This is a genomic window from Bacillus sp. FSL P4-0334, assembly GCF_038004825.1.
Classification (GTDB): domain Bacteria; phylum Bacillota; class Bacilli; order Bacillales; family Bacillaceae; genus Bacillus; species Bacillus velezensis.
Genome location: NZ_JBBORX010000001.1, coordinates 3,173,121 through 3,195,484, shown reverse-complemented (window position 1 = coordinate 3,195,484; position 22,364 = coordinate 3,173,121). Strand labels below are relative to the sequence as shown.

Annotated in this window: 19 protein-coding genes; 16 read left to right on the top strand and 3 right to left on the bottom strand. The window is 48.8% G+C overall.

Translation table 11 applies throughout. The features are described 5' to 3' along the window. Positions 1-2: 2 nt before the first annotated feature. From NSQ37_RS16125 to NSQ37_RS16080, 10 genes are all read left to right on the top strand, one after another. The gene (locus NSQ37_RS16125; RefSeq protein ID WP_085342060.1) at positions 3-3,806 is read left to right on the top strand and encodes a non-ribosomal peptide synthetase; all 3,804 of its coding nucleotides are present in this window, start codon (positions 3-5) and stop codon (positions 3,804-3,806) included. Between the two features lie 73 nt (positions 3,807-3,879). Next, entirely contained in the window at positions 3,880-4,260 is a 381-nt protein-coding gene (locus tag NSQ37_RS16120; protein ID WP_007410116.1) for a DUF1360 domain-containing protein, read from the top strand. Between the two features lie 121 nt (positions 4,261-4,381). Beyond that, complete coding sequence (locus NSQ37_RS16115; RefSeq protein ID WP_326365260.1) at positions 4,382-5,920, top strand: glycoside hydrolase family 10 protein; 1,539 nt, start codon at positions 4,382-4,384, stop codon at positions 5,918-5,920. A gap of 140 nt (positions 5,921-6,060) precedes the next feature. Beyond that, positions 6,061-7,203, top strand: a complete 1,143-nt coding sequence (locus tag NSQ37_RS16110) for an acyl-CoA dehydrogenase family protein (RefSeq protein WP_003153894.1) — start codon at positions 6,061-6,063, stop codon at positions 7,201-7,203. Positions 7,204-7,248: 45 nt separating this feature from the next. Continuing rightward, entirely contained in the window at positions 7,249-8,889 is a 1,641-nt protein-coding gene (locus NSQ37_RS16105) for an AMP-binding protein (protein WP_059367350.1), read from the top strand. 21 nt (positions 8,890-8,910) lie between these two features. Beyond that, complete coding sequence (locus NSQ37_RS16100) at positions 8,911-10,260, top strand: acetyl-CoA carboxylase biotin carboxylase subunit (protein WP_085342057.1); 1,350 nt, start codon at positions 8,911-8,913, stop codon at positions 10,258-10,260. Then, a complete protein-coding gene (locus NSQ37_RS16095) occupies positions 10,257-10,469 on the top strand; it encodes an acetyl-CoA carboxylase biotin carboxyl carrier protein subunit (protein ID WP_007410121.1) in 213 nt (70 codons plus the stop codon). The genes NSQ37_RS16100 and NSQ37_RS16095 overlap by 4 nt, the downstream gene beginning before the upstream one ends. Positions 10,470-10,484: 15 nt before the next feature. Next, on the top strand, positions 10,485-11,384 hold the full coding sequence (locus NSQ37_RS16090) for a hydroxymethylglutaryl-CoA lyase (RefSeq protein WP_007410122.1): 900 nt from the start codon (positions 10,485-10,487) through the stop codon (positions 11,382-11,384). A 13-nt stretch (positions 11,385-11,397) separates the two neighbouring features. Continuing rightward, positions 11,398-12,177: an enoyl-CoA hydratase gene (locus tag NSQ37_RS16085; RefSeq protein ID WP_085342056.1), complete on the top strand. Its 780-nt coding sequence runs from the start codon at positions 11,398-11,400 to the stop codon at positions 12,175-12,177. Positions 12,178-12,194: 17 nt separating this feature from the next. Then, on the top strand, positions 12,195-13,724 hold the full coding sequence (locus NSQ37_RS16080; RefSeq protein ID WP_072589146.1) for an acyl-CoA carboxylase subunit beta: 1,530 nt from the start codon (positions 12,195-12,197) through the stop codon (positions 13,722-13,724). Between the two features lie 56 nt (positions 13,725-13,780). Here the strand turns inward: NSQ37_RS16080 and NSQ37_RS16075 are convergent, their stop codons facing one another. From NSQ37_RS16075 to NSQ37_RS16065, 3 genes are all read right to left on the bottom strand, one after another. Then, complete coding sequence (locus NSQ37_RS16075; RefSeq protein WP_007410125.1) at positions 13,781-14,371, bottom strand: DedA family protein; 591 nt, start codon at positions 14,369-14,371, stop codon at positions 13,781-13,783. Between the two features lie 74 nt (positions 14,372-14,445). Continuing rightward, positions 14,446-15,339 carry a UTP--glucose-1-phosphate uridylyltransferase GalU gene (galU, locus tag NSQ37_RS16070; protein WP_326365129.1) on the bottom strand — a complete coding sequence of 298 codons (894 nt, stop codon included), beginning with the start codon at positions 15,337-15,339 and terminating at the stop codon, positions 14,446-14,448. Between the two features lie 6 nt (positions 15,340-15,345). Continuing rightward, on the bottom strand, positions 15,346-15,753 hold the full coding sequence (locus NSQ37_RS16065; protein ID WP_014418060.1) for a GtrA family protein: 408 nt from the start codon (positions 15,751-15,753) through the stop codon (positions 15,346-15,348). A gap of 276 nt (positions 15,754-16,029) precedes the next feature. Between NSQ37_RS16065 and NSQ37_RS16060 the strand changes: the two genes are divergently transcribed. From NSQ37_RS16060 to NSQ37_RS16035, 6 genes are read left to right on the top strand one after another with little or no spacing between them, the layout of a single operon-like run. After that, positions 16,030-16,797, top strand: coding sequence for a 6-carboxyhexanoate--CoA ligase (locus tag NSQ37_RS16060; RefSeq protein WP_132105922.1), 768 nt, complete (start codon positions 16,030-16,032; stop codon positions 16,795-16,797). Then, positions 16,797-18,143: an adenosylmethionine--8-amino-7-oxononanoate transaminase gene (bioA, locus tag NSQ37_RS16055; protein ID WP_085342051.1), complete on the top strand. Its 1,347-nt coding sequence runs from the start codon at positions 16,797-16,799 to the stop codon at positions 18,141-18,143. The genes NSQ37_RS16060 and bioA overlap by 1 nt, the downstream gene beginning before the upstream one ends. Further along, on the top strand, positions 18,133-19,293 hold the full coding sequence (bioF, locus tag NSQ37_RS16050) for an 8-amino-7-oxononanoate synthase (protein ID WP_085342050.1): 1,161 nt from the start codon (positions 18,133-18,135) through the stop codon (positions 19,291-19,293). The genes bioA and bioF overlap by 11 nt, the downstream gene beginning before the upstream one ends. Further along, positions 19,290-19,991, top strand: coding sequence for a dethiobiotin synthase (bioD, locus tag NSQ37_RS16045; RefSeq protein ID WP_059367361.1), 702 nt, complete (start codon positions 19,290-19,292; stop codon positions 19,989-19,991). The genes bioF and bioD overlap by 4 nt, the downstream gene beginning before the upstream one ends. Before the next feature lie 2 nt (positions 19,992-19,993). Further along, positions 19,994-21,013, top strand: a complete 1,020-nt coding sequence (bioB, locus tag NSQ37_RS16040; protein ID WP_007410132.1) for a biotin synthase BioB — start codon at positions 19,994-19,996, stop codon at positions 21,011-21,013. A gap of 1 nt (position 21,014) precedes the next feature. Beyond that, complete coding sequence (locus NSQ37_RS16035) at positions 21,015-22,211, top strand: cytochrome P450 (RefSeq protein ID WP_253612940.1); 1,197 nt, start codon at positions 21,015-21,017, stop codon at positions 22,209-22,211. Positions 22,212-22,364: the final 153 nt, after the last annotated feature.

The window sequence follows — 22,364 nt, the reverse complement described above, 5'->3', positions numbered from 1 at the left end:
ACATGGACAAAACAAAAAATATCCAAAATATTTATCCCCTCAGCCGAATGCAGGAAGGAATGCTTTTTCATTCCTTTCTGCAAAAGGAGGGGGCTGCATATATCGAGCAATCCGTCTTCACCATAAAAGGCCGGCTTCGTCCGGAATTGTTTGAGCAAAGCGTACAGTCTGTCATCAGCCGCCACGATATTTTCAGAACGGTTTTTTTACCTCATGTCGCTCAGCTGAACGGCCCCCGCCAAGTTGTGCTGCGTGAGCGGGAATTCCGGCTGCACCGCGAAGATCTTACACATTTGGAGGAAGCGGAACAGAGCATCTATTTACAGCGATTTAAGGAACGTGACCGCTTAAAAGGCTTTGACTTGCAAAAGGATATGCTGATGCGTGTTTCTTTGTTTAAAACGGCTGACGAAAAATATGTATGCGTCTGGAGCCACCATCACATCCTTATGGACGGCTGGTGCCTCGGCATCGTCCTTCAGGAATTCATGCATATGTACCGGGCGATTGAATCAGGCTCACCCGTCACACTGGCGCCCGCAAAGCCTTACAGCTCTTATATTACATGGCTGACGGATCAGGACAAAGACGCGGCTTCTGAGTATTGGAAAGGATATTTAGCAGGCTGCGAGACACCCTCAGGACTCCCGAAAATATCGGCCCGTCCCCAGGAAAAAGGCTACCGCAAGGAAGAGCTGCTGTTTTCTATAGATCAAAACCTGACGGACAAGCTGAAAACCATCGCCAAAGAAGAGGGCGCTACGCTCGCGGTTCTTATGCAGACTGTATGGGGCCTGATGCTGCAGCGCTACAACCGGACGGATGATGCCGTATTCGGCGCCGTCGTATCAGGGCGGCCTTCCGTCATTGACGGCGTGGAAAGCATGATCGGGCTGTTTATCAATACCGTTCCGGTACGCATTAAAACGGGTGACGAAAGCTTTAGAGAACTGCTGGGCCGCTTGCAGAAAGAAATGCTTGATTCAGAGGCGTTCAGCTATCATCCGCTTGCTGACATCCAATCGCAGACTGAGCTGAAACAGGATTTAATTGACCATATCATCGTGTTTGAAAATTATCCGATTCAGCAGCAGATGAAAGACGCGGAAAAGGAATCGGATGCACCGTTCCGGATCGGGAATGTCAACGTTTCGGAACAATCGGGCTACGATTTTAACCTCATCATAGCGCCTGGCGATGAGCTGCTCATCAAATTCAGCTACAATGCGAACGTTTATGACGAAGTATGGATAGAGAGCGTAAAAGGACACTTGGAAGAAGCTCTGCGCGGCGCCGCCTTCAATCCCGATGTTCCGGCTGATCGGCTTCCGATGCTCGGACAAAAGGAAAAATCAAGAATAATCGGCGAATTTAATGACACGAAAACAACTTATGAAAGAGGTGAAAGCATCATCAGCCTGTTCAGCCGACAGGTGAAGAAAACCCCGGACCATCAGGCGCTTCACGCCGGCGGGCTGACGATGACGTACCGGGAGCTCGATGAACGGTCAACTGCATTCGGCCGCACCCTGCTGGAAAACGGTTTGGCGCCAAAAGGAATTGCCGGGATTCTGGCCGAACGATCACCGGAATTTATCATCGCTGTTCTCGCTGTATTGAAAGCGGGAGGGACGTACCTTCCTCTTGATGCAGAACTGCCAACCGACAGGATCGCCGATATGCTCACTGAGAGCGGAGCACAGCTGTTAACGGTACAAAAAGGGATTGAGACTGACATTGACTTTTCTCACATCATCTCTATCCCGGCTGCAGCTCAAAAACAAACACCTGATGCGGGAAAACTGAATACCGATACAGCACCTGATGACCTTGCCTATATTATGTATACATCCGGTTCAACAGGAAAACCGAAGGGCGTGATGATTTCCAACCGAAACGTCGTATCGCTCGTGTCAAACAGCAATTACACGTCGGCTGGCATGTCGGACCGTCTCATTCTGACAGGGTCCATCGGTTTTGACGCAGTGACGTTTGAAATCTTCGGAGCACTTTTGAACGGAGCATGTCTTCATGTGGTTGACCGCTCGACAATGCTTGCCCCTGAGAGGTTCGGCAATTATCTTTCTTCCAACCGGATTACGATTCTGTTTTTGACGACGGCGCTCTTTAACCAGTTCGCCCAGGCAGATCCGGAGATGTTTTCTGGGTTGCACACCTTATATGTCGGCGGAGAAGCATTGTCCCCGGCGCTCATCAATAAGGTCAGACACCGCTGTCCGAATCTCAGCCTTTATAACATATACGGACCGACAGAAAATACGACATTTTCTACCTTTTACGAAATCAGGCACGATTTTTCTCAGCCGATCCCAATCGGAAAACCGATCAGCAATTCAACCGCGTATATCATTGATAAAAATGGCGGACTTGCGCCGATCGGCGTGCCCGGTGAGCTTTGTGTCGGCGGTGACGGGGTTGCCAAAGGCTATTTAAACAGGCCTGACTTAACAAGTGAAGCGTTTGTCAGCCACCCGGTTCATCCTGAAGAAAAGATCTACAAAACAGGCGACTTGGCACACTGGCTGCCTGATGGAAGCATCGGATACATCAGCCGTATCGACCGCCAATTCAAGATTCGCGGGAAGCGGATTGAGCCGGCCGAAATCGAAGCGCGCTTGACTGAAATTGATGGAATCAGGGAATCGGCAGTCATCGTAGCAAAAGAAGGACAAGAAGCAATCCTTTGTGCGTATTATACAGGCGCACATGTTGAAGAAAGAGCCATTCGATCCCTGTTGGCCAGGTCGCTTCCCGACTATATGATTCCAAAGTATGTGATGAAGCTTGACCGTATGCCGCTTACCGCAAACGGCAAAGTGGACCGCCGCGGGCTGCCTGCGCCAGAACGGAAAAAAACGTCATCAAAAGCCGTTCCGCCACGAAACTGGGTAGAGCGTGAGCTGATCGACATTTGGACGCCGATCCTCGGCTGCAGGGAGCTGGGCATACAGGATGACTTCTTTGAGCTGGGCGGCCATTCTTTGAAAGCATTGCAAGTGATTCATCAGCTGAAGACCAGGCAGCAGATGGATGTGCCGATTGAAATGATATTTGAATATCCGACAATTGAACAATTGGCTGAAAAGCTGTATTCAAACACACTGACAGAAGCTGCAGAGCAGCATATCAGCAGACTGAACCAGCCGAAAGGCCGCAATCTATTCTGTTTTCCGCCTATCTCAGGTTTCGGCATTTTCTTTAAAGATCTTGCGGCGGCATTAAACGGACGGGCTGCTGTGTACGGTTTTAACTTTATTGAAGAAGACAGCAGAATGGAACAATACATTGATAAAATGCTGGAAATCCAGCCGGAAGGCCCTTATATCCTCTTCGGATATTCGGCAGGCGGCAATACGGCATTCGAGGCGGCAAAAGCGATGGAAAAGCGCGGCTTAGAAATCAGCGACGTCATTATCGCAGACGCGTACAGAAAGCTTGACACATTGCCGCCGCAGCCAACAAACGCAACAGCCGAAAATGTCCCGGAAGCCGTCAGGGAAGCGGTCATCCGAAAAACAGAGCGCTATCAAACGTACTGGGCGGAACTGATAAATGACGGCCAAATCGCGGCAAACGTCCATTTTATCGAGGCCGGCATAAAGGAAGAGCACAGTGATAAGACCGAGCCGATGAAATGGGAAGGCGCCACAACGGGACTCTATCAGGAATATCAAGGCGAGGGCGCCCATAAAGATATGTTTGAACCCGCCTTTGCACAGCAAAATGCTGAGGTCATACTGGACATCATTGCAAACAGCGGAAGACGCTTGGCGCGGAATCTGTAACATCCGGCAGAATGGCTGAAGAAGACAAAGGGCAAGATAGGGGAACCAAACTCAGTTTTTTGGAGGCTTTGAGATGACAAACCTATCTTGGCTTACGTATGTAATGATCATTCTTGCCAGTTACCGGCTGACCCATTTGATCGTATTTGATAAGATTACGGAATTCATAAGAAAACCCTTTATAAAGCAAGAAAAAACCGTCGATCAAAACGGGCGCGCCGTCCAAAAAAAAGTCCCTTCCTCCGCATTCGGTTATATGCTGCAATGTTATTGGTGTGCGGGCGTCTGGTGCGCCATATTGATCGGTATCTGCTACTTGGTCTGGCCCCGCTATGCACATCCGGTTATTTTCATTTTGTCCATCGCCGGAGCGCAGGCCATTCTTGAAACGTGTGTCGGCGTCGGAACGAAGGTCATTGACGTGCTCGCCGCTATGAAACATAAAAAGTCCTGAAGCGTTTTGATTCGCTTTAGGACTTTTTTCTTTCCCTTTTAGGCTGAGAGGAGCAAAGCAGGCTTTCTGATTCACCGCCCGGAATGCTTCGGAATACCGTAAAGCAGAGAGGGGGAAAAACATGAAAAGCTGCCGTTTTAGCATGATATGGTTTTTGGCCGTTGTACTGACAGCCGGCATCTTTACATTCTCAGTATCCGCACAAGCAAGCGGCACTCAGCCGGAGAGAGAAATGAGAGCCGTATGGATCGCGTCTGTCACCAATATCGACTGGCCCTCTAAAAAAGGGCTGTCACCGGAAGAGCAAAAAAGAGAATACAGCAAGCTGCTGGATGACGTTCAGGAGATGGGAATGAACGCCGTTATCGTCCAAATTAAGCCTGCGGCTGATGCTTTTTATCCATCAGATTACGGGCCTTGGTCAGAGTATCTGACAGGAACACAAGGCAAAAATCCCGGCTACGATCCGCTTGCTTTTTTAGTTGAAGAGACACATAAAAGGAATCTTGAATTTCACGCTTGGTTCAATCCTTACCGGATCACGATGAATCACACAAATTTGAATGCGCTTTCAGATGATCATCCCGCGCGTTCGCATCCGGACTGGGTCGCTGCATACGGAAAACAGCTGTACTATAATCCGGGCATTCCGGAAGTAAGACAATTTATAACGGATGGAATCAAAGAGGTGGTCAGCCGTTATGACATTGATGCGGTTCATATGGATGATTATTTTTATCCTTATAAAATTGCCGGACAGGAATTCCCCGATCAGGCGGAATACGAACGGTACGGAAAAGCTCACTTTGCATCAATTGATGACTGGCGCCGGGATAACGTCAACCGGCTTGTAAAAGAAATCAACCAAACCATCAAACGAGAAAAACCTTATGTCAAATTCGGAATCAGCCCGTTCGGCGTATGGAGAAATGCCGCAGATGACCCGACAGGCTCCGAAACGGCCGCAGGGGTGCGGAACTATGATGATTTATATGCTGATACGAGAGAATGGATCCAAAAAGGATACATTGATTACATCGCTCCGCAAATTTACTGGAGCATCGGATTTAAAGCGGCGGCATATGACGTCTTAGCGGATTGGTGGGGAAAAGAAGTGAACAATCGGCCGGTGCATTTATATATCGGGCAGGCAGCTTATAAAATCAACAACAACGCTGATCCGGCCTGGGCCGACCCGGGGGAATACGGAAGACAGATTGCTCTTAACAGGGGATCAGCATGGATAAAAGGCAGCATACATTTCAGTTTAAAGGATTTAAACCGTAATCCGCTCGATGTGAAAAACCGTTTGATCAAAGAAATGTACAGCCGGCCCGCATTAATTCCCGAGATGCCTTGGCTCGGACATTCCGCTTTAAAAAAACCGGCTGTCAAACGGGCGGAGAAGAACGCTTCAGGCCATACACTCTATATCGAAGATGCGAAATCCAACGGTAAAAAAACGGCTTATTACGCCATTTACCGCGCAGAAAAGGGAAAGCAGCCTTATTTAGTGGATACAGTCAGAAAAACATCGTCACGGACGCAGACATTTTCAGATACTGATATTCGGGCGAAAGAAGCCTGCACCTATTTCGTTACTTCCGTTGACAGGCTTCACCATGAGAGCCGTCCCTCCGCAAAACGGACAATTAAATAGCCATTATTAATAAAACTGACAGTTGCGGCGCTGTCAGTTTTTTTGTAGCGGATGAGTCCGAATGTTCAGACTTTATTTGGATGGAATGAATAAAGACCCCCATTAATAAAATGTAGAAAGCAGCAGAAGGAGGAAGGTTAATGAATTTTCAACTGACAAAAGAACAGCAGATGGTGCGCGAAATGGTCAGAGATTTCGCCAAAAATGAAATTGCCCCGAAAGCCCATGAGGTTGATCAATCAGCCGTCTTCCCGATAGACACATTTAAAAAAATAGGCGAACTCGGGCTGCTCGGAATTCCGTTTCCGGAAGAATACGGCGGGGCGGGCGGTGACACCATTTCATATGCAGCAGCGGTCGAAGAAATCGGAAAAGCCTGCGGCAGCACGGGGCTGAGCTACGCGGCGGCCGTGTCACTCGGTGCAAGCCCATTATACTATTTCGGTACTGAACAGCAAAAGCAAGAACATCTTATTCCGCTTGCTTCGGGAAAAGCGCTCGGATCATTCGGGCTGACAGAGCCGAATGCAGGTTCCGATGCCGGCGGAACCCAGACAAAAGCCGAGAAAAAGGGCGATGACTATGTGATAAACGGAGAGAAATGCTGGATCACAAACGCAAATTACGCCCGCACGGTCATTGTCACCGCCGTTACGGGAAAGAACTCCGCCGGAAAACCGATCATTTCAGCTCTCATCGTCCCGACAGACACACCGGGATTTACGATCACAAATCCGTACGACAAGATGGGTGTGAGAGGGTCGGATACGGCCGAGCTTGTGCTGGAGGATGTCAGGGTGCCTGCCGATAACCTGCTCGGTGATCCTGAAAAAGGTTTTAAACAATTTTTATATACATTAGACGGCGGGCGGATCTCGATTGCGGCACTGGCTGTCGGTATCGCTCAAGGCGCACTGGAGGCGTCGCTGTCATATGCGAAGGAACGCAAGCAGTTCGGCAGTCCGATATCGTCATTTCAAGCCATTCAATTTAAGCTGGCCGATATGGCGATGGAAATTGACCTTGCCAGACAGATGGTGCTTAAAGCGGCATGGCTGAAGGATCAAAACCTGCCATTTACGAAAGAAGCTGCATTCGCCAAGCTCTATGCTTCTGAAATGGCCGTCAGAACGTGCCTTCAAGCCATCCAAATTCATGGCGGTTCCGGTTATATGAAGGAATGCGGTGTCGAACGTATGCTTCGTGACGCAAAGCTGATGGAGATTGGCGAAGGAACGTCAGAAATTCAAAGAATGGTCATCGCAAGACAGCTTTTGAAGTGAAATGAAAACGTTTACTAAGACAGGGATGGAAGGGGGGCAGGTCATATGGCTGAACTTATCCATTTAACAGCCGGAAAGCTGCTTGAGCGGACCGCGGAGCTTTTTCCGGATCGTGAAGCGGTTGTTTACCCTGAGCGCGGCCTTCGTTATACGTATGCCGAGTTTGACCGGTTATGCCGGCAAACCGCAAAAGGGCTGATGAAGCTGGGAGTTGAAAAAGGAGATCATGTGGCCATATGGGCATCCAACATTCCGGAATGGCTCGCGGCGCAATTTGCAACAGCGAAAATCGGCGCCGTTCTGGTCACCATTAATACCAATTTTCAAATCGCAGAGCTCGATTACCTGCTGGCACATTCAGACGTCTCGGCCTTGATAATCATGGATTCCTACCGGCAGACATCTTATGTTGAGATGGTGAATAAGCTGATTCCGGAGCTGAAAACGTGTGAGCGCGGCAGGCTGCGTTCGAAACGTTATCCATTTTTACGGACGGTGTTATATATCGGTGATAAAAGCCCGCCCGGGATGCACCGTTGGGATTCATTGCTGGATAATGCCGAAGCTGTAACGGATGCAGCGCTTGACGGAAGGATGGACAGCCTGAAAAAGGATGATTGCATTCATATGCAATATACATCAGGTACGACCGGATTTCCGAAAGGCGTCATGCTCTCACATTTTAATATCGTAAATAACGCGGCCAATATCGCAGAATGCATGAAGCTTACTTCATGTGACCGTTTATGTATTCCCGTGCCGTTTTTCCACTGCTTCGGGTGTGTGCTCGGCGTGCTGGCATGCGTATCCGCGGGTGCGGCGATGATTCCGATCGAACAGTTTTCTCCGCCGGCCGTTCTGAAAACGGTGGAGCAAGAAGCCTGCACGGCTCTGCACGGTGTACCGACGATGTTTATCGCCCTCCTAAATGACAGCCGTTTTTCTGAATATGATCTTTCCCACGTCCGAACCGGGATTATGGCAGGCTCGCCATGCCCGGCGGAAGTCATGAGAGAAGTGATCGGCAAAATGGGGATGACCGACATTACCATTGCCTACGGACAGACCGAAGCATCACCTGTTATTACGCAGACAAGAACGGATGATTCATTTGAAAGAAGAGTGGAAACAGCGGGGCGCGCGCTTCCTCATATCGAAGTCAGAATCGTTCGGCCCGGAACATCCGGAGAAGCCGCCCGGGGCGAACAAGGAGAGCTCTGCACCCGCGGATATCATGTCATGAAAGGCTATTATAAAAATCAAGAAGCGACCGAAGAAGCGATAGACAAAGACGGCTGGCTGCATACCGGTGATTTGGCGGTCATGGACGAGGACGGGTACTGCAAAATCACGGGCCGTCTGAAAGACATGCTGATCAGGGGCGGCGAAAATATCTATCCGCGCGAGATTGAGGAAATGTTATATCGGCATCCCGCAGTGGCGGACGTTCAGGTCGTCGGCGTTCCTGATCCGAAATACGGAGAAGAGGCCGCGGCGTGGGTCAGGCTCAAAGACGGACAAACCGCTTCCGCAGAAGACATCAGAACCTTTTGCAAAGAACATATCGCCCGCTATAAAGTCCCCAGGTATGTTTTGTTTACAGATGAATATCCAATGACAGCCTCAGGAAAAATTCAGAAATTCAAGCTGCGGGAAAAAACGATTGAAGAGCTCAAGTTAACTTAATGAAAAAGGAGTGCTTCACATTTGTTTAAAAAAGTCCTGATTGCCAACAGAGGAGAAATCGCCTTAAGAATTATCCGCACCTGCAAACGTCTCGGCATCCCCTCGGCAGCTGTGTATTCAGAAGCCGATCGGGACGCGCTGCATGTAAAAGCGGCTGATGAGGCCTATCCGATCGGTAAATCGAGAGTAAATGAAAGCTATTTACATATCGACAGAATCATAGAAGCCGCCAAATCCGCCGGAGCGGACGCCATTCATCCGGGCTACGGGCTTCTGTCAGAAAACAGCCTGTTCGCCGAACGCTGCCGAAAAGAACAAATCACATTTATCGGTCCGTCCGGTGATATCATCGCCAAGATGGGCAGCAAGATAGAAGCCCGAAAAACGATGCAAAAAGCAAAGGTCCCGATCGTTCCCGGTGTTTCAGAGCCATTGCCCGATGTTCACTCCGCCTTAGCCGAAGCCCGTGCCATCGGTTTTCCGGTCATGCTGAAAGCGTCCGCAGGAGGAGGCGGAATCGGCATGCAGATCGTACATTCAGAAGAAGAGCTGGCCAAAGCGTTTGAAGGCAATCAAAAGCGGGCCGCCTCCTTTTTTGGAGACGGCGCAATGTACATGGAAAAGGTCATTGAAAATGCCCGTCATATTGAAATTCAGATACTCGCAGATTCTTTCGGCAACACCGTTCATCTGTTTGAACGTGACTGTTCAGTCCAAAGGCGCCACCAAAAAGTGATAGAAGAAGCGCCGTCGCCGTTTGTTGACGATGCATTAAGACAAAGACTCGGTGAAACCGCCGTTAAAGCCGCAAAATCGATCGGCTACCAAAATGCAGGCACAATAGAATTTCTCGTCGACGAAAAGAAACAAATCTATTTTTTAGAGATGAACACCAGACTGCAGGTGGAGCATCCGGTGACAGAAGAAATTACAGGACTGGATCTTGTGGAAGAACAGCTGAAAATTGCCGCTGGGCAGGCGCTGCCTTTCTCGCAGAAAGATATCAACCACCGCGGTCATGCGATTGAAGTGCGGATCTATGCGGAAGATCCGGTCACCTTTTACCCGTCTCCCGGTACCATCTCGTCTTTTTCCGTTTTAAGACACCCGTCAGTGCGACACGAATGCGCCGTCGAAAAGGGAAGCGTCATTTCTCCGTTTTACGATCCGATGATTGCCAAAATGGTCGTCACGGCGAATACGAGAAAACAAGCCATTGAACAACTGAAAACCGCCCTTGGCGAATATCATGTAGAAGGGATTAAAACCAACATTCCGCTGCTGACAAAAATTGCTCAATCAGAAGTGTTTGAAAAGGGCGAGGCAACAACCGGTTTTTTACAAACAATGAACGAGGGGGCATCCAAATGAGCGTCATAAAAATTCAAATGGCGGGAAACCTGTGGAAAATTCATGTGAAGCCGGGTGATGTCATTGAAGAAGGACAGGAAGTGGCCATCTTGGAATCTATGAAAATGGAAATTCCGATTATCGCTGATGCAGCGGGTACGGTGAAAGAAGTGAAAAAATCAGAAGGTGATTTCACTGATGAAGGAGAGGTCCTGATTGAACTTCAATAAAACGGGAGGTGCAGCATGAACTGTCCGAAACATGTCCGCATCAATGAAGTAGGACCGCGTGACGGCTTGCAGAATGAATCGGCGTGGGTGGATACAGAAGATAAGATTGAGTGGATCAATATGCTGTCAAAAACAGGCCTTCCCTATATCGAAGTGACATCTTTCGTGCATCCGAGATGGATTCCGGCTCTTCGTGACAGCCTGGACGTCGCAAAAGGCATTGCCAGATCTGAACATACGGTCTACGCGGCTCTCGTTCCGAACCTCATCGGACTGGAGCATGCGGCAGAAGGCGGAATCGATCAGGCATGTGTATTTTTATCTGCAAGCGAAACCCATAACCAAAAAAACGTAAACAAACCGATTGACCGGACCGTTCAAGAGCTCAGGCGGGTTATTACTGAAGCAAAAGCTGAAAAAATGGCGACGAGAGCTTATCTGTCCACTGTGTTCGGCTGTCCGTACGAACAGAACGTGCCGGTCGAACAAGTCATCCGCCTGTCAGACACCCTGCTCGAAATGGGTGTTGATGAAATATCGCTCGGCGACACGATCGGCGCGGCAAACCCCTTGCAGGTCATAGCCGTGCTTGAAGCCCTTTTGCCGAGAATTCCCGCCTCAAAAATCGCACTCCATTTCCATGATACAAGAGGAACGGCTCTAGCGAATATCATTCCCGCTCTTGATATGGGCATCACATCCTTTGATACTTCCTCAGGCGGGCTTGGCGGCTGCCCGTACGCCCCTGGATCAGCAGGCAACGCTGCCACAGAAGACGTCATTTATATGCTCGAACAAATGGGGATTGATACCGGGACGGACATGAATAAACTTCTTTATGCCGCCGGCTGGATCGCGGATAAAATAGGCAAAGACCTGCCAAGCAGAAACCTGCAGGCATTCAGAACGAAATGAGAAAGGAGAAGCCATGGGAGATTGCGTTTTGTATTCCGTCTGTCAAGAAACAATCGGTCTGATCACGCTGAACCGCCCGCATGCGGCCAACTCGCTGTCTTCAGAAATGATTGATCATTTACAGCGTGTGATTGAAGACATCAAAAACTCGCCATCCATTCGTTGTGTCATTCTCACCGGCACCGGGAACACATTTTGCGCCGGTGCTGATTTAAAAGAAAGAGCGGGGATGAATCATGAACAAGTTAAGCAAAGCGTCAGGCGTATCGGTGAAACGGCCGAATCCATTGAAGCTCTCCCGCAGCCGGTCATTGCAGCGCTGAACGGAACCGCTGTCGGAGGAGGCCTTGAACTCGCTCTCGCCTGCGATATCAGAACAGCCGTCAGCCGGGCGGGCCTCGGCCTTCCTGAAACAGGGCTTGCGATCATTCCCGGAGCGGGCGGAACGCAGAGACTGCCCCGGCTTATCGGCCCCGGCGCGGCAAAAGAATTGATCTATACCGGCCGAAGACTTTCTGCAGAAGAGGGGAAAGACATGAAGCTGATCGAGCATGTTTGTGAAGCCGATGAACTTATGGAAAAAGCAAAAGCACTGGCCGGCCGCATCGCCGCTAATGGGCCGATCGCCGTCAGACAAGCAAAATCCGCGATAAACAAGGGTCTGGAGACAGATCTCAATACAGGGCTCGAAATCGAACGAAAAGCATATGAACAAGTCATTCCCACACTTGACAGAGAAGAGGGCCTGCGCGCTTTTAAAGAAAAAAGACCCCCTGAATACAAAGGAAAATAAAACATGGAGGGACTCGGATGGATTACGAAAAAGAACGGCAGACACGCAGCAAAACGATTGAAAAGGGAGGAGCCGCGAAATATCACGCAAGCAACGAAAAGAAGGGAAAACTTTTTGTAAGAGACAGGCTGAAGCTTTTATTCGATGACGGCATATCCGTTGAAGACGCTTTTTTCGCCGAGTGCATGTCAGACGGACTTCCGGCTGACGGGGTCGTTACCGGGATCGGAACCATCGGCGGCAGAACCGTTTGTGTGATGGCAAACGACTCAACCGTAAAGGCGGGCTCGTGGGGCGCGAAAACGGTGGAAAAAATCATCCGCATTCAGGAGACGGCGGAAAAGCTTCAGTGTCCGCTCTTGTACTTAGTCGATTCCGCAGGTGCGAGAATTACGGATCAGGTCGACATGTTCCCGGGCAGAAGGGGAGCCGGCCGCATCTTTTATAATCAAGTAAAGCTGTCGGGCCGCATTCCGCAAATCTGTTTATTGTTCGGCCCTTCCGCTGCGGGCGGCGCTTACATTCCGGCCTTTTGCGACATTGTCATTATGGTCGAGGGCAATGCATCCATGTACTTAGGTTCCCCGCGTATGGCAGAAATGGTAATTGGCGAGAAAGTATCGCTTGAAGAAATGGGCGGCGCCCGTATGCATTGTTCCGTATCAGGCTGCGGTGATCTCCTCGCCCGGACGGAACAGGAAGCAATCATGATGGCGCAGACATACCTCAGCTATTTCCCGTCAAATTATACTGAAAAAGCGCCCGTCAACAAATCTAAGAACCCGAAAGCTTTTGAAAAACCGCTCTCAGATGTCATCCCGGCACATCAAAACGCACCGTTCAACATGATGGATTTAATTGAACGTGTCATTGATGAAGACTCATTTTTTGAGATTAAACCGTTATTTGCGCAGGAATTAATAACGGGGCTTGCGCGGATTCACGGACAGCCGGTCGGCATTATCGCCAATCAGCCGCGTGTCAAAGGCGGGGTTTTATTTCTCGATTCGGCGGATAAAGCCGCAAAATTTATTGCTTTGTGCGACGCATTCCATATTCCGCTTCTGTTTTTAGCAGACATTCCCGGATTCATGATCGGAACGAAGGTTGAGCAGGCGGGCATCATCAGGCATGGCGCAAAAATGATCTCCGCAATGGCGGAAGCGACTGTCCCGAAGCTTTCCGTTATCGTCAGAAAAGCCTACGGTGCCGGATTATACGCGATGGCGGGGCCTGCTTTTGAACCGGACTGCTGTTTAGCGCTTCCGACTGCGCAAATTGCCGTAATGGGTCCTGAAGCGGCGGTGAATGCGGTCTACGCAAACAAAATCAGCGAGCTAACCCCTGAAGAAAGACCGGCTTTTATTCAAGAAAAGCGTGATGAATATAAGGAAGACATTAACCTTTACCGGCTTGCCTCTGAAATGGTGATTGACGGCATTGTTCCTGCTGATTCCTTGCGGGAAGAACTCAATAAACGCCTCACTGCTTACATGTCCAAACAACTGACATTCACACACCGGAAACACCCCGTATACCCGGTATAAATAAAAAAAAAAGACTGCATAGATCCGGCTCGCAGCCGTTCTTATGCAGTCTTTTTTCACAGTCTTGATCTCATTTTCTTCACAACGAAATAAACAACAATAAATACGAGAGCCAATATAATGATCGGAGTTGTATACATTCCGGCATAGCTGTCTACGTCTTTCCACTGTCCCCCGAGCTGATACCCGAGATAAACGAAAATGACAGACCACGGAATAATGGCGAGTGTCGTCAATATGACAAACTTGGAAAGAGGCATTTTCGCAAGGCCGGCCGGGATGGAGATCGCATGTCTGACGACCGGGATAAACCGCGCCGAGAACACAACGCCGGCGCCGTAACGGCGAAACCAGTTTTCCGCAACATCAACATGATGCTTTTTCAGAAGTAAGTACTTGCCGTACTTGTCCAAAAACGGCCGTCCCCCATAACGGGCGATCCAGTAAATAAAGCACTGCGCGATCGTCCCCCCGATCACACCGGCGACAATGGCGCCGATAAAGCTGATCGTGCCTTCTGACACCATATAGCCTCCGTAAGCCAGAACGATTTCACTCGGAATGATTTCGATCATTAATCCGAGCGCAATCCCTAAATAGCCCATACTTGTCAGCCAGGATAATATTTCACTAATAAAATTGCCCACACTGTTCACAACCTCTTTATCTTTTTACCCAATTATATGACTGATTGACAAGCAAAATGGTTACAAATTATTTTTTAACGCACGATTTCTTCAGATTCTCTTTTTAACACCTCTTCTAAATAAGCTAAAAGTTTCGGTCTCATTTCTTCCCGCAGAAGCCCGATCTCCGTGCCGGCCTTAAAACAGCCGAACTTATCTCCTATATCAAACCGGCTTCCTTCAAGCTCCCGCGCGTAAATGCTTCGGGTGCGGCACACTTCGCGCAGCGCGTCTGTCAATTGGATTTCGTTGCCCGCGCCTCTTCCGACCGTCTTCAGCGTTTTAAAAATAGCAGGGGTTAATATGTAGCGGCCCATCACGGCAATATGAGAAGGCGCCTTTTCAACAGCCGGCTTCTCAATCAGATCCTCAACCTCGTACACATGACCGCTCTGCCGCCCCGTCTGTATAATACCATATTTTCTGACATCAGCAGGATCGACGGGCTGTACGCCGACCGTTTCTGTGCCGTGTTGGTTATAGACGTCTATGAGCTGTGAAAGAGCGGGAGTGTCAGATACCATAATATCATCACCTAAGAGAACGGCAAAAGGCTCATCTCCGATAAAATGCTCCGCACACAGCACCGCATGTCCTAATCCGAGCGGTTCTTTCTGACGGATGTAATGAATATTGGCCAAATCGGCAATCCGCTGCATTTCCTTCAGCGTCTCCGTCTTGCCTTTTTCCTGCAGATTGAATTCCAATTCCGCCGACCGGTCAAAATGATCTTCAATCGAGCGTTTGTTTCTCCCTGTAATAATCAATATATCTTCAATTCCTGACGCTGCGGCCTCTTCGACAATATATTGGATGGCCGGTTTGTCGACAATCGGCATCATTTCTTTCGGCTGCGCCTTTGTCGCCGGCAGAAATCTCGTTCCTAAACCTGCTGCGGGAATGACCGCTTTTCTCACTTTTTTTCTCATTCATCTTCACTCCTGATCCTGTATGTTTTTCAGCGAATCTCCAAATACCCAGATTCGGTTTCCGATAAAATTCATCATCATCCCGCCGATAGTGGCGGCGAACTTACTCACCAATAGCGAACAGCCGCCTTTTTGAAACGCGTAAAGCAGCAAAAAGGTGATTCCCGACGCGGCAAGATTAATCATGAGAAATCGCATGATCTCTTTCCCGTCAGCCTTGCGTTTTACACGAAACGTCCACTTCCGGTTCCATACATAGCTGTTGATGATCCCTGCCGAATAGGAGCAGATCTGCGCCGGAAGATAGGGGACATGACAAGCGGCGAGAAGAAAGAAGACACCAAAATCGATCAGCGTATTGCCGACGCCTACAGTGCAAAAACGGCCTGCTGTCTTTACTTTTTCTTTCAGCATAACGGCATCCGGTTTTGACCTCCCTTCATAAAAAAATCAGATGGCTGTCATATTTGTTGATATGGATTACTTTAGCGGACAGTGTTGAATAAACAATTACTAAAATATGAACAAAACATGAAAACGTAATGAGGCTTTGCAAAACTCATTAAGTTAACATTTTGATAGTTTAGGTTGACATATTCCGCGAAGGGCACTAATATTCTGTATAAGTGTTAACCTAAAATTTATTTTGGTTAACATAAATTTTCAAAGTAAAAGAAAGGAGGGGAATATATGCGGGAAGAAACCTATTACAGCGTCAGAATGAGAGCTTCCCGAAACGCCCCCCATGAGCAGGGCGGAAAACACATTTCCGGCGGAGAACGGCTCATCACTTACAGCGGTTTACAGGAAGCGGTAGATGGCTTATTACATAAAGGCTTCTCGCACTCAAGAGGGATACCTGATTTTATGCAGATTCAGCTTGAAAGCATTAATGAACCGATCGAAACGATCCGCCCTTTGCCGGTTGCTTTCCATCAATCAGACACGCCGGAAAAAGGACAAGCAATCGCCCGCAAGCTTCTGCAAAAGGCGGGGATTCCCCCGCACATGATAGAGAAAGCGTACGAAAACATTGCGGAATATGCAGAAGCAAGAGGAGCGGTCCTGTTTGATATCCGGGCAGGAGAACGCATTGACGGCAGAGGAAATAGAGGTGTGCGGGTATCCCGAATGGATTGGCCGTCACATGATTTTCAAAAATGGGCTTTTACTCACAACATGCCGGAACATTCACGAATAAAAGAAGCACATGCCATCGCGGCAAAAGTTTGCGCACATCCGGGGATTATTGCTGAATTGTGCTGGTCGGATGACCCTGATTACATAACAGGCTACGTTGCCGCAAAGAAGCTGGGATATCAGCGGATTGCCAAGATGAAGAATGCCGGAGATGAAAGCGGCTGCCGGATTTTCTTTACAGATGGCTCCATAGATACGGAGAGCTGTATCCATTTTTTAGAGAAGCAGCCTGTATTCATTCAGCAGGAGGAGAAATGATGAAACAATCAATGATTGAAAAAAGCAAAAAGCATCTTTGGCTGCCTTTCACACAAATGAAAGATTACGATGAAGATCCGTTAATCATTGAAAGCGGAAACGGGATCATGCTGAAAGACATCAGCGGCAAAGAATATTATGACGGCTTTTCTTCAGTATGGCTCAATGTACACGGCCACCGAAAAAAAGAAATGGATGAAGCGATTCAAAAACAGCTTGAAAAAATCGCTCATTCAACCTTGCTGGGTATGACGAACGTTCCCGCAACAGAACTTTCCGAGATGCTGACAGGCATCGCACCGGAAAAGCTGACACGCGTTTTTTACTCCGACAGCGGAGCGGAAGCAATGGAAATCGCTCTGAAAATGGCCTTTCAATACTGGAAAAACATAGGGAGACCCGAGAAACAGACGTTTATTTCTATGCAGAACGGCTATCACGGCGATACGATCGGAGCCGTCAGCGTCGGCTCCATTGAACTCTTCCACCATGTGTACGGCCCGCTGATGTTTGAAAGCTACAAAGCCCCGATTCCGTATGTATACAGATCTGAAAGCGGCGACCCCGTACAGTGCCGGGATGAATGCCTTCACGCGCTCGAACAGCTGCTTGCTAAGCATCACGAAGAGATTGCCGCACTTACGATCGAATCGATGGTGCAAGGCGCATCCGGGATGATCGTCATGCCTGAAGGCTTTCTGGCAGGCGTACGAAAGCTGTGTACGGCATATGATGTGTTAATGATCGTTGACGAAGTGGCGACGGGGTTCGGCCGCACCGGAAAAATGTTTGCCTGTGAGCATGAAAATGTCCAGCCGGACTTGATGGCGGCAGGGAAAGGCATTACGGGAGGCTATTTGCCGATCGCTGTGACGTTTGCCACAGAAGCCATTTATGAAGCCTTCTACGATGACTACGACAAAATGAAAACATTTTTCCACGGCCATTCCTATACAGGAAATCAGCTTGGCTGTGCTGCGGCAATTGAAAATCTGCGTTTATTCGAATCAGAGCGCATCGTTGAACAAGTCGCCGAAAAATCAAAAACGGCAGCGAAATTTCTTCATGATCTGAAGCAGCTTCCTCATGTCGGCGATGTCCGCCAGCTCGGTTTCATGTGCGGCATAGAGCTTGTGCAGGATAAGGGGACAAAACAGCCTTATCCGCCTGAAAAGCGGATGGGATACAAGGTGTCCTTGAAAATGAGAGAGCTTGGTATGCTGACACGGCCGCTCGGAGACGTCATCGCCTTTCTGCCGCCGCTTGCCAGCACAACCGATCAGTTACAAGCCATGATCTCCATTATGAAAGAAGCGATAGCCGAGGTGACCGGCCGTGGATTTTGACGGATGGCTCCTCGGAAGGCTCGATGCGGTGAAAAGAGACGGGCTGTATCGGACGCTGCGAACACAGGAAACCGCTCTCAAAACCAAAGGGCAAAAGCGGCAGACCTGGGCGTCCAATGACTATTTAGGCCTGTCAAAAGATGAGCGGCTGATCACAGCCGCGCAAACGGCGCTGAGCCGGTTCGGAGCGGGAAGCGGCGGCTCACGGTTAACGACAGGAAATACTGTGTGGCACGAAAAACTTGAACACACAATCGCGGATTTTAAACAGACGGAAGCGGCTTTATTGTTTTCAAGCGGTTACTTGGCAAATATCGGCGTGCTTGCCTCACTGCCTCAACAAGGCGATGTCATTTTAAGCGATCAACTGAACCATGCGAGCATTGTTGACGGCTGCCGTTTATCAAAAGCGGAAACCATCGTGTACCGCCATATTGATATGGCTGATCTTGAGAAAAAACTTGCCTCCGTCCAGGCTCGGAACCGCCGCTTCATCGTCACAGACGGCGTCTTCAGCATGGACGGCACCATCGCGCCTCTTGACCGCATAATGGCGCTTGCAAAGCAGTACCAGGCATTTGTGATAGCAGATGACGCGCATGCAACCGGTGTACTCGGGGAAAACGGCGGGGGAACCAGTGACTATTTCGGTGTTTGTCCTGATGTTATCATCGGCACATTAAGCAAAGCTGTAGGAACGGAAGGCGGTTTTGCCGCGGGATCAAACATTTTCATTGATTTTTTGCTGAATCAGGCGCGGACGTTTATTTTTCAGACGGCCCTCCCGCCGTCAATTTGTGCGGCTTCGCATACGGCATTTGACATCATATCAGATATGCACGATACGCGCCGTGAGCTGCAGTCGTCTGTCAAAATGATAAAAACGCGTCTGGCCGATATGGGCTTTACCGTAAGAGGCGGAGATACACCGATTATCCCCGTTATCATCGGTGATGCAAAAACAGCGGTTTCAGCCTCTGCACTGCTGGAGAAAAAGGGAATCTGCGCCCCGGCCATCCGCCCGCCCGCCGTTCCGGAAGGCGAAAGCAGAATCAGGCTGACCGTTACGGCGGATCGCAGCTTACAGGATATAGACGAGCTGACAGAAGCATTTGCTTCCATTAGAAAAGAGCTGAATATAAACAAATGAGAAGTTTTTTTGTCACAGGAACAGATACCGGCGTCGGAAAAACCATCGTTTCTTGCGGACTTGCCGCGGCATTCCGGCAGAAACAGGCGGATATCGGAGTGTTTAAGCCGTTTTTAAGCGGCGTGCCTCGGACTCATCCGGAAAGTGACACCTCGCTGTTGAAAGACATGTCACAAACCGCACTGTCTCATGAAGAAATCACGCCATTTGAATGGAAAGAGCCGCTTGCCCCGTACACGGCCGCCATGCTTGAGGGGAAATCCGTGAGCATGGCGGATGTCATGGCCCACTGGAGTAAGATCAAAAATCGTCATGAGTGTTTCATCGTTGAGGGGGCAGGCGGCATTTCCGTCCCGCTTGGTGAAAATTATTTAGTCAGTGATCTGATAAAAGCCATGGAATTGCCGGCGGTGATTGTGGCCAGGCCTGATCTCGGAACCATCAACCACACATATTTAACCGTTGAATATGCGAAAAACATGGGGATAGAGGTTCTCGGCATTATTATCAACGGCGTAAGGAGCAGGCCGGGGCTGGACGAAAAGACAAACCCGAGCATGATTGAAACATTATGCAAAGTTCCGATTTTGGGAATCACACCGAAGCTGGATCACGTTTCATCGGAAAACATTCAACACATGATTGAGAAACATATAGATGTTTCCTCTTTCATGAATCTGACACAAATGGGGAGATAAACATGAATCAATGGATGGATCTTGCAGAGAGAGTGCTGGACGGGGCGGAAGTAACGAATCAAGAAGCGCTGGCCATTTTAAATTGTCCTGATGAGGATCTTTTATTGCTGATGCATGCCGCTTTTCATATCAGAAAACGATTTTACGGAAAAAAAGTAAAGCTGAATATGATTATGAATGCAAAATCAGGCCTGTGTCCGGAAAATTGCGGGTACTGTTCACAATCTTCAATATCAAAAGCGCCGATTGAGTCTTACCGGATGGTGGATAAGCATATATTGCTTAAAGGGGCAAAACGCGCCCACGACCTGAATATAGGGACATACTGTATCGTCGCCAGCGGCCGGGGACCGTCAAACAGAGAAGTGGATCAAGTTGTTGATGCTGTCAAAGAAATTAAAGAAACGTACGGTTTAAAAATCTGCGCATGCCTCGGTCTGCTGAAGCCGGAACAGGCAGAGCGGCTGAAACAGGCAGGAGTAGACCGGTACAATCATAACATCAATACATCACAAAGAAATCACTCAAACATTACGACCTCCCACACGTATGACGACAGGGTCAATACAGTGGAAACGGCGAAACAATCGGGGATGTCACCTTGTTCTGGTGTCATCGTCGGCATGAAAGAGACGAAACAGGACGTCATTGATATGGCGAACAGCTTAAAAGCGCTTGACGCCGACAGCATCCCGGTTAATTTTCTGCATGCGATTGACGGAACTCCGTTAGAAGGGGTAAGCGAATTACATCCGGTGTATTGCCTGAAAGTGCTCGCCTTGTTCCGTTTTATCAATCCGTCAAAAGAAATCCGTATCTCAGGAGGCCGGGAAGTCAACCTTCGTTCGCTGCAGCCGCTGGGACTTTACGCCGCAAATTCGATTTTCGTCGGAGATTACTTAACGACAGCAGGGCAGCAAGAAACAGAGGATCATCAAATGCTCCATGATTTAGGTTTTGAAGTCGAATCCGTTGAAGAAATGAAAGCCGGCCTGCAATCCGCCTGCAATACGGAGGTATAAGATGACGGCGGACCTATCGATTGCACATCCGTCTCTCCATGCGGATTCGGGTTTTTGGAATGACCCTTACCCGTTTTATGACAAACTGCGATCCATTGATCCTGTTTATAAAGGAACCGTATTAAAATATCCGGGCTGGTATGTCACCGGGTACAAAGAAGCGGCAGCGATTCTGAAAGACATTCGGTTTAAAAACCGCATTCCTCTTCCGGAAGCTTCAACGAAATATCAAAATCTATCGCATATCCAGCACGATATGCTGTTATTTAAAAATCAATCAGACCATAAGCGGATGCGGATGCTTATCGGTAAAGAATTTACCGCAAAGACGGCGGAATCACTTCGCCCTTGTATAAAAGAAACGGTTCATGACTTGTTGGATCAAGTCCAAATCAAAAAAACCGCGGACCTTGTTTCAGAGTTTGCCTTTCCATTGGCAAGCCTTATCATTGCGGAGATACTCGGAGTGCCGAAAGAGGAGAGATATCAATTCAGACAATGGACGGCAGACGTCATTCAGGCCATTGATCTTACCCGATCAAGAAAGACGTTAGTCAGAGCAAGCGACACCGCAGGCAGGCTGACGTCATATTTCAGAGATTTGATTCACAAGCGGGAAGCGCACCCTCAACAAGACTTGATCAGCAGGTTTATTATGGAGGAACAGCTTTCAAAAGAGGAAGTGCTCGCGACATGTATCTTACTTGTCATAGCCGGACACGAGACGACGGTAAACCTCATAAGCAACGGTGTGTTTACTTTATTGAAACACCCTGAACAGCTTAGCGCACTGAGAGAAAACCCCTCGCTTATTGAAACTGCAGTTGAGGAATGTCTGCGCTACGACAGCCCCGCGCAGCTGACGGCACGCACCGCTTCAGAAGACTGTGAAATAAATGGGAAGACCATAAAAAAAGGAGAGCAGGTATATATCCTTTTAGGGGCAGCCAATCGCGATCCAAGCATATTCGATCAACCTCACAAAATGGATATCCAAAGAAAACCGAATCCGCATCTTGCATTCGGAAAGAACGCCCATTTTTGCATAGGCTCCTCATTAGCGCGCATCGAAGCACAAATTGCAATTCTCACACTGTTTGAGCGGATACCTAAGCTTCGGCTGGCTGCACACCGCCTTGAATACCGCAAGCTCATTGGTTTTAGGTCGCTCAAAGAGCTTCCGGTTGTCATTGGCTGAATGACCATGCAGGAGGGCCGGATTTTATCGGTTCCTCTTGCAGGAAATAAATGAAAGAAAAAAGAATACATATTTATAAAGCAAAAATCCTCTCTGATCCATCTCACTATCCCTAAAAAAACTCACTGCTCAGCCAATCAATCTAATACAGCA

What these genes read in the sequence shown, in the direction of transcription:
- NSQ37_RS16125 (WP_085342060.1), top strand. Translation starts at nt 3, where the DNA reads ATGGACAAAACAAAAAATATCCAAAATATTTATCCCCTCAGCCGAATG.
- NSQ37_RS16120 (WP_007410116.1), top strand. Translation starts at nt 3,880, where the DNA reads ATGACAAACCTATCTTGGCTTACGTATGTAATGATCATTCTTGCCAGT.
- NSQ37_RS16115 (WP_326365260.1), top strand. Translation starts at nt 4,382, where the DNA reads ATGAAAAGCTGCCGTTTTAGCATGATATGGTTTTTGGCCGTTGTACTG.
- NSQ37_RS16110 (WP_003153894.1), top strand. Translation starts at nt 6,061, where the DNA reads ATGAATTTTCAACTGACAAAAGAACAGCAGATGGTGCGCGAAATGGTC.
- NSQ37_RS16105 (WP_059367350.1), top strand. Translation starts at nt 7,249, where the DNA reads ATGGCTGAACTTATCCATTTAACAGCCGGAAAGCTGCTTGAGCGGACC.
- NSQ37_RS16095 (WP_007410121.1), top strand. Translation starts at nt 10,257, where the DNA reads ATGAGCGTCATAAAAATTCAAATGGCGGGAAACCTGTGGAAAATTCAT.
- NSQ37_RS16090 (WP_007410122.1), top strand. Translation starts at nt 10,485, where the DNA reads ATGAACTGTCCGAAACATGTCCGCATCAATGAAGTAGGACCGCGTGAC.
- NSQ37_RS16085 (WP_085342056.1), top strand. Translation starts at nt 11,398, where the DNA reads ATGGGAGATTGCGTTTTGTATTCCGTCTGTCAAGAAACAATCGGTCTG.
- NSQ37_RS16080 (WP_072589146.1), top strand. Translation starts at nt 12,195, where the DNA reads ATGGATTACGAAAAAGAACGGCAGACACGCAGCAAAACGATTGAAAAG.
- galU (WP_326365129.1), bottom strand. Translation starts at nt 15,339, where the DNA reads ATGAGAAAAAAAGTGAGAAAAGCGGTCATTCCCGCAGCAGGTTTAGGA.
- NSQ37_RS16065 (WP_014418060.1), bottom strand. Translation starts at nt 15,753, where the DNA reads ATGCTGAAAGAAAAAGTAAAGACAGCAGGCCGTTTTTGCACTGTAGGC.
- NSQ37_RS16060 (WP_132105922.1), top strand. Translation starts at nt 16,030, where the DNA reads ATGCGGGAAGAAACCTATTACAGCGTCAGAATGAGAGCTTCCCGAAAC.
- bioA (WP_085342051.1), top strand. Translation starts at nt 16,797, where the DNA reads ATGAAACAATCAATGATTGAAAAAAGCAAAAAGCATCTTTGGCTGCCT.
- bioD (WP_059367361.1), top strand. Translation starts at nt 19,290, where the DNA reads ATGAGAAGTTTTTTTGTCACAGGAACAGATACCGGCGTCGGAAAAACC.
- bioB (WP_007410132.1), top strand. Translation starts at nt 19,994, where the DNA reads ATGAATCAATGGATGGATCTTGCAGAGAGAGTGCTGGACGGGGCGGAA.
- NSQ37_RS16035 (WP_253612940.1), top strand. Translation starts at nt 21,015, where the DNA reads ATGACGGCGGACCTATCGATTGCACATCCGTCTCTCCATGCGGATTCG.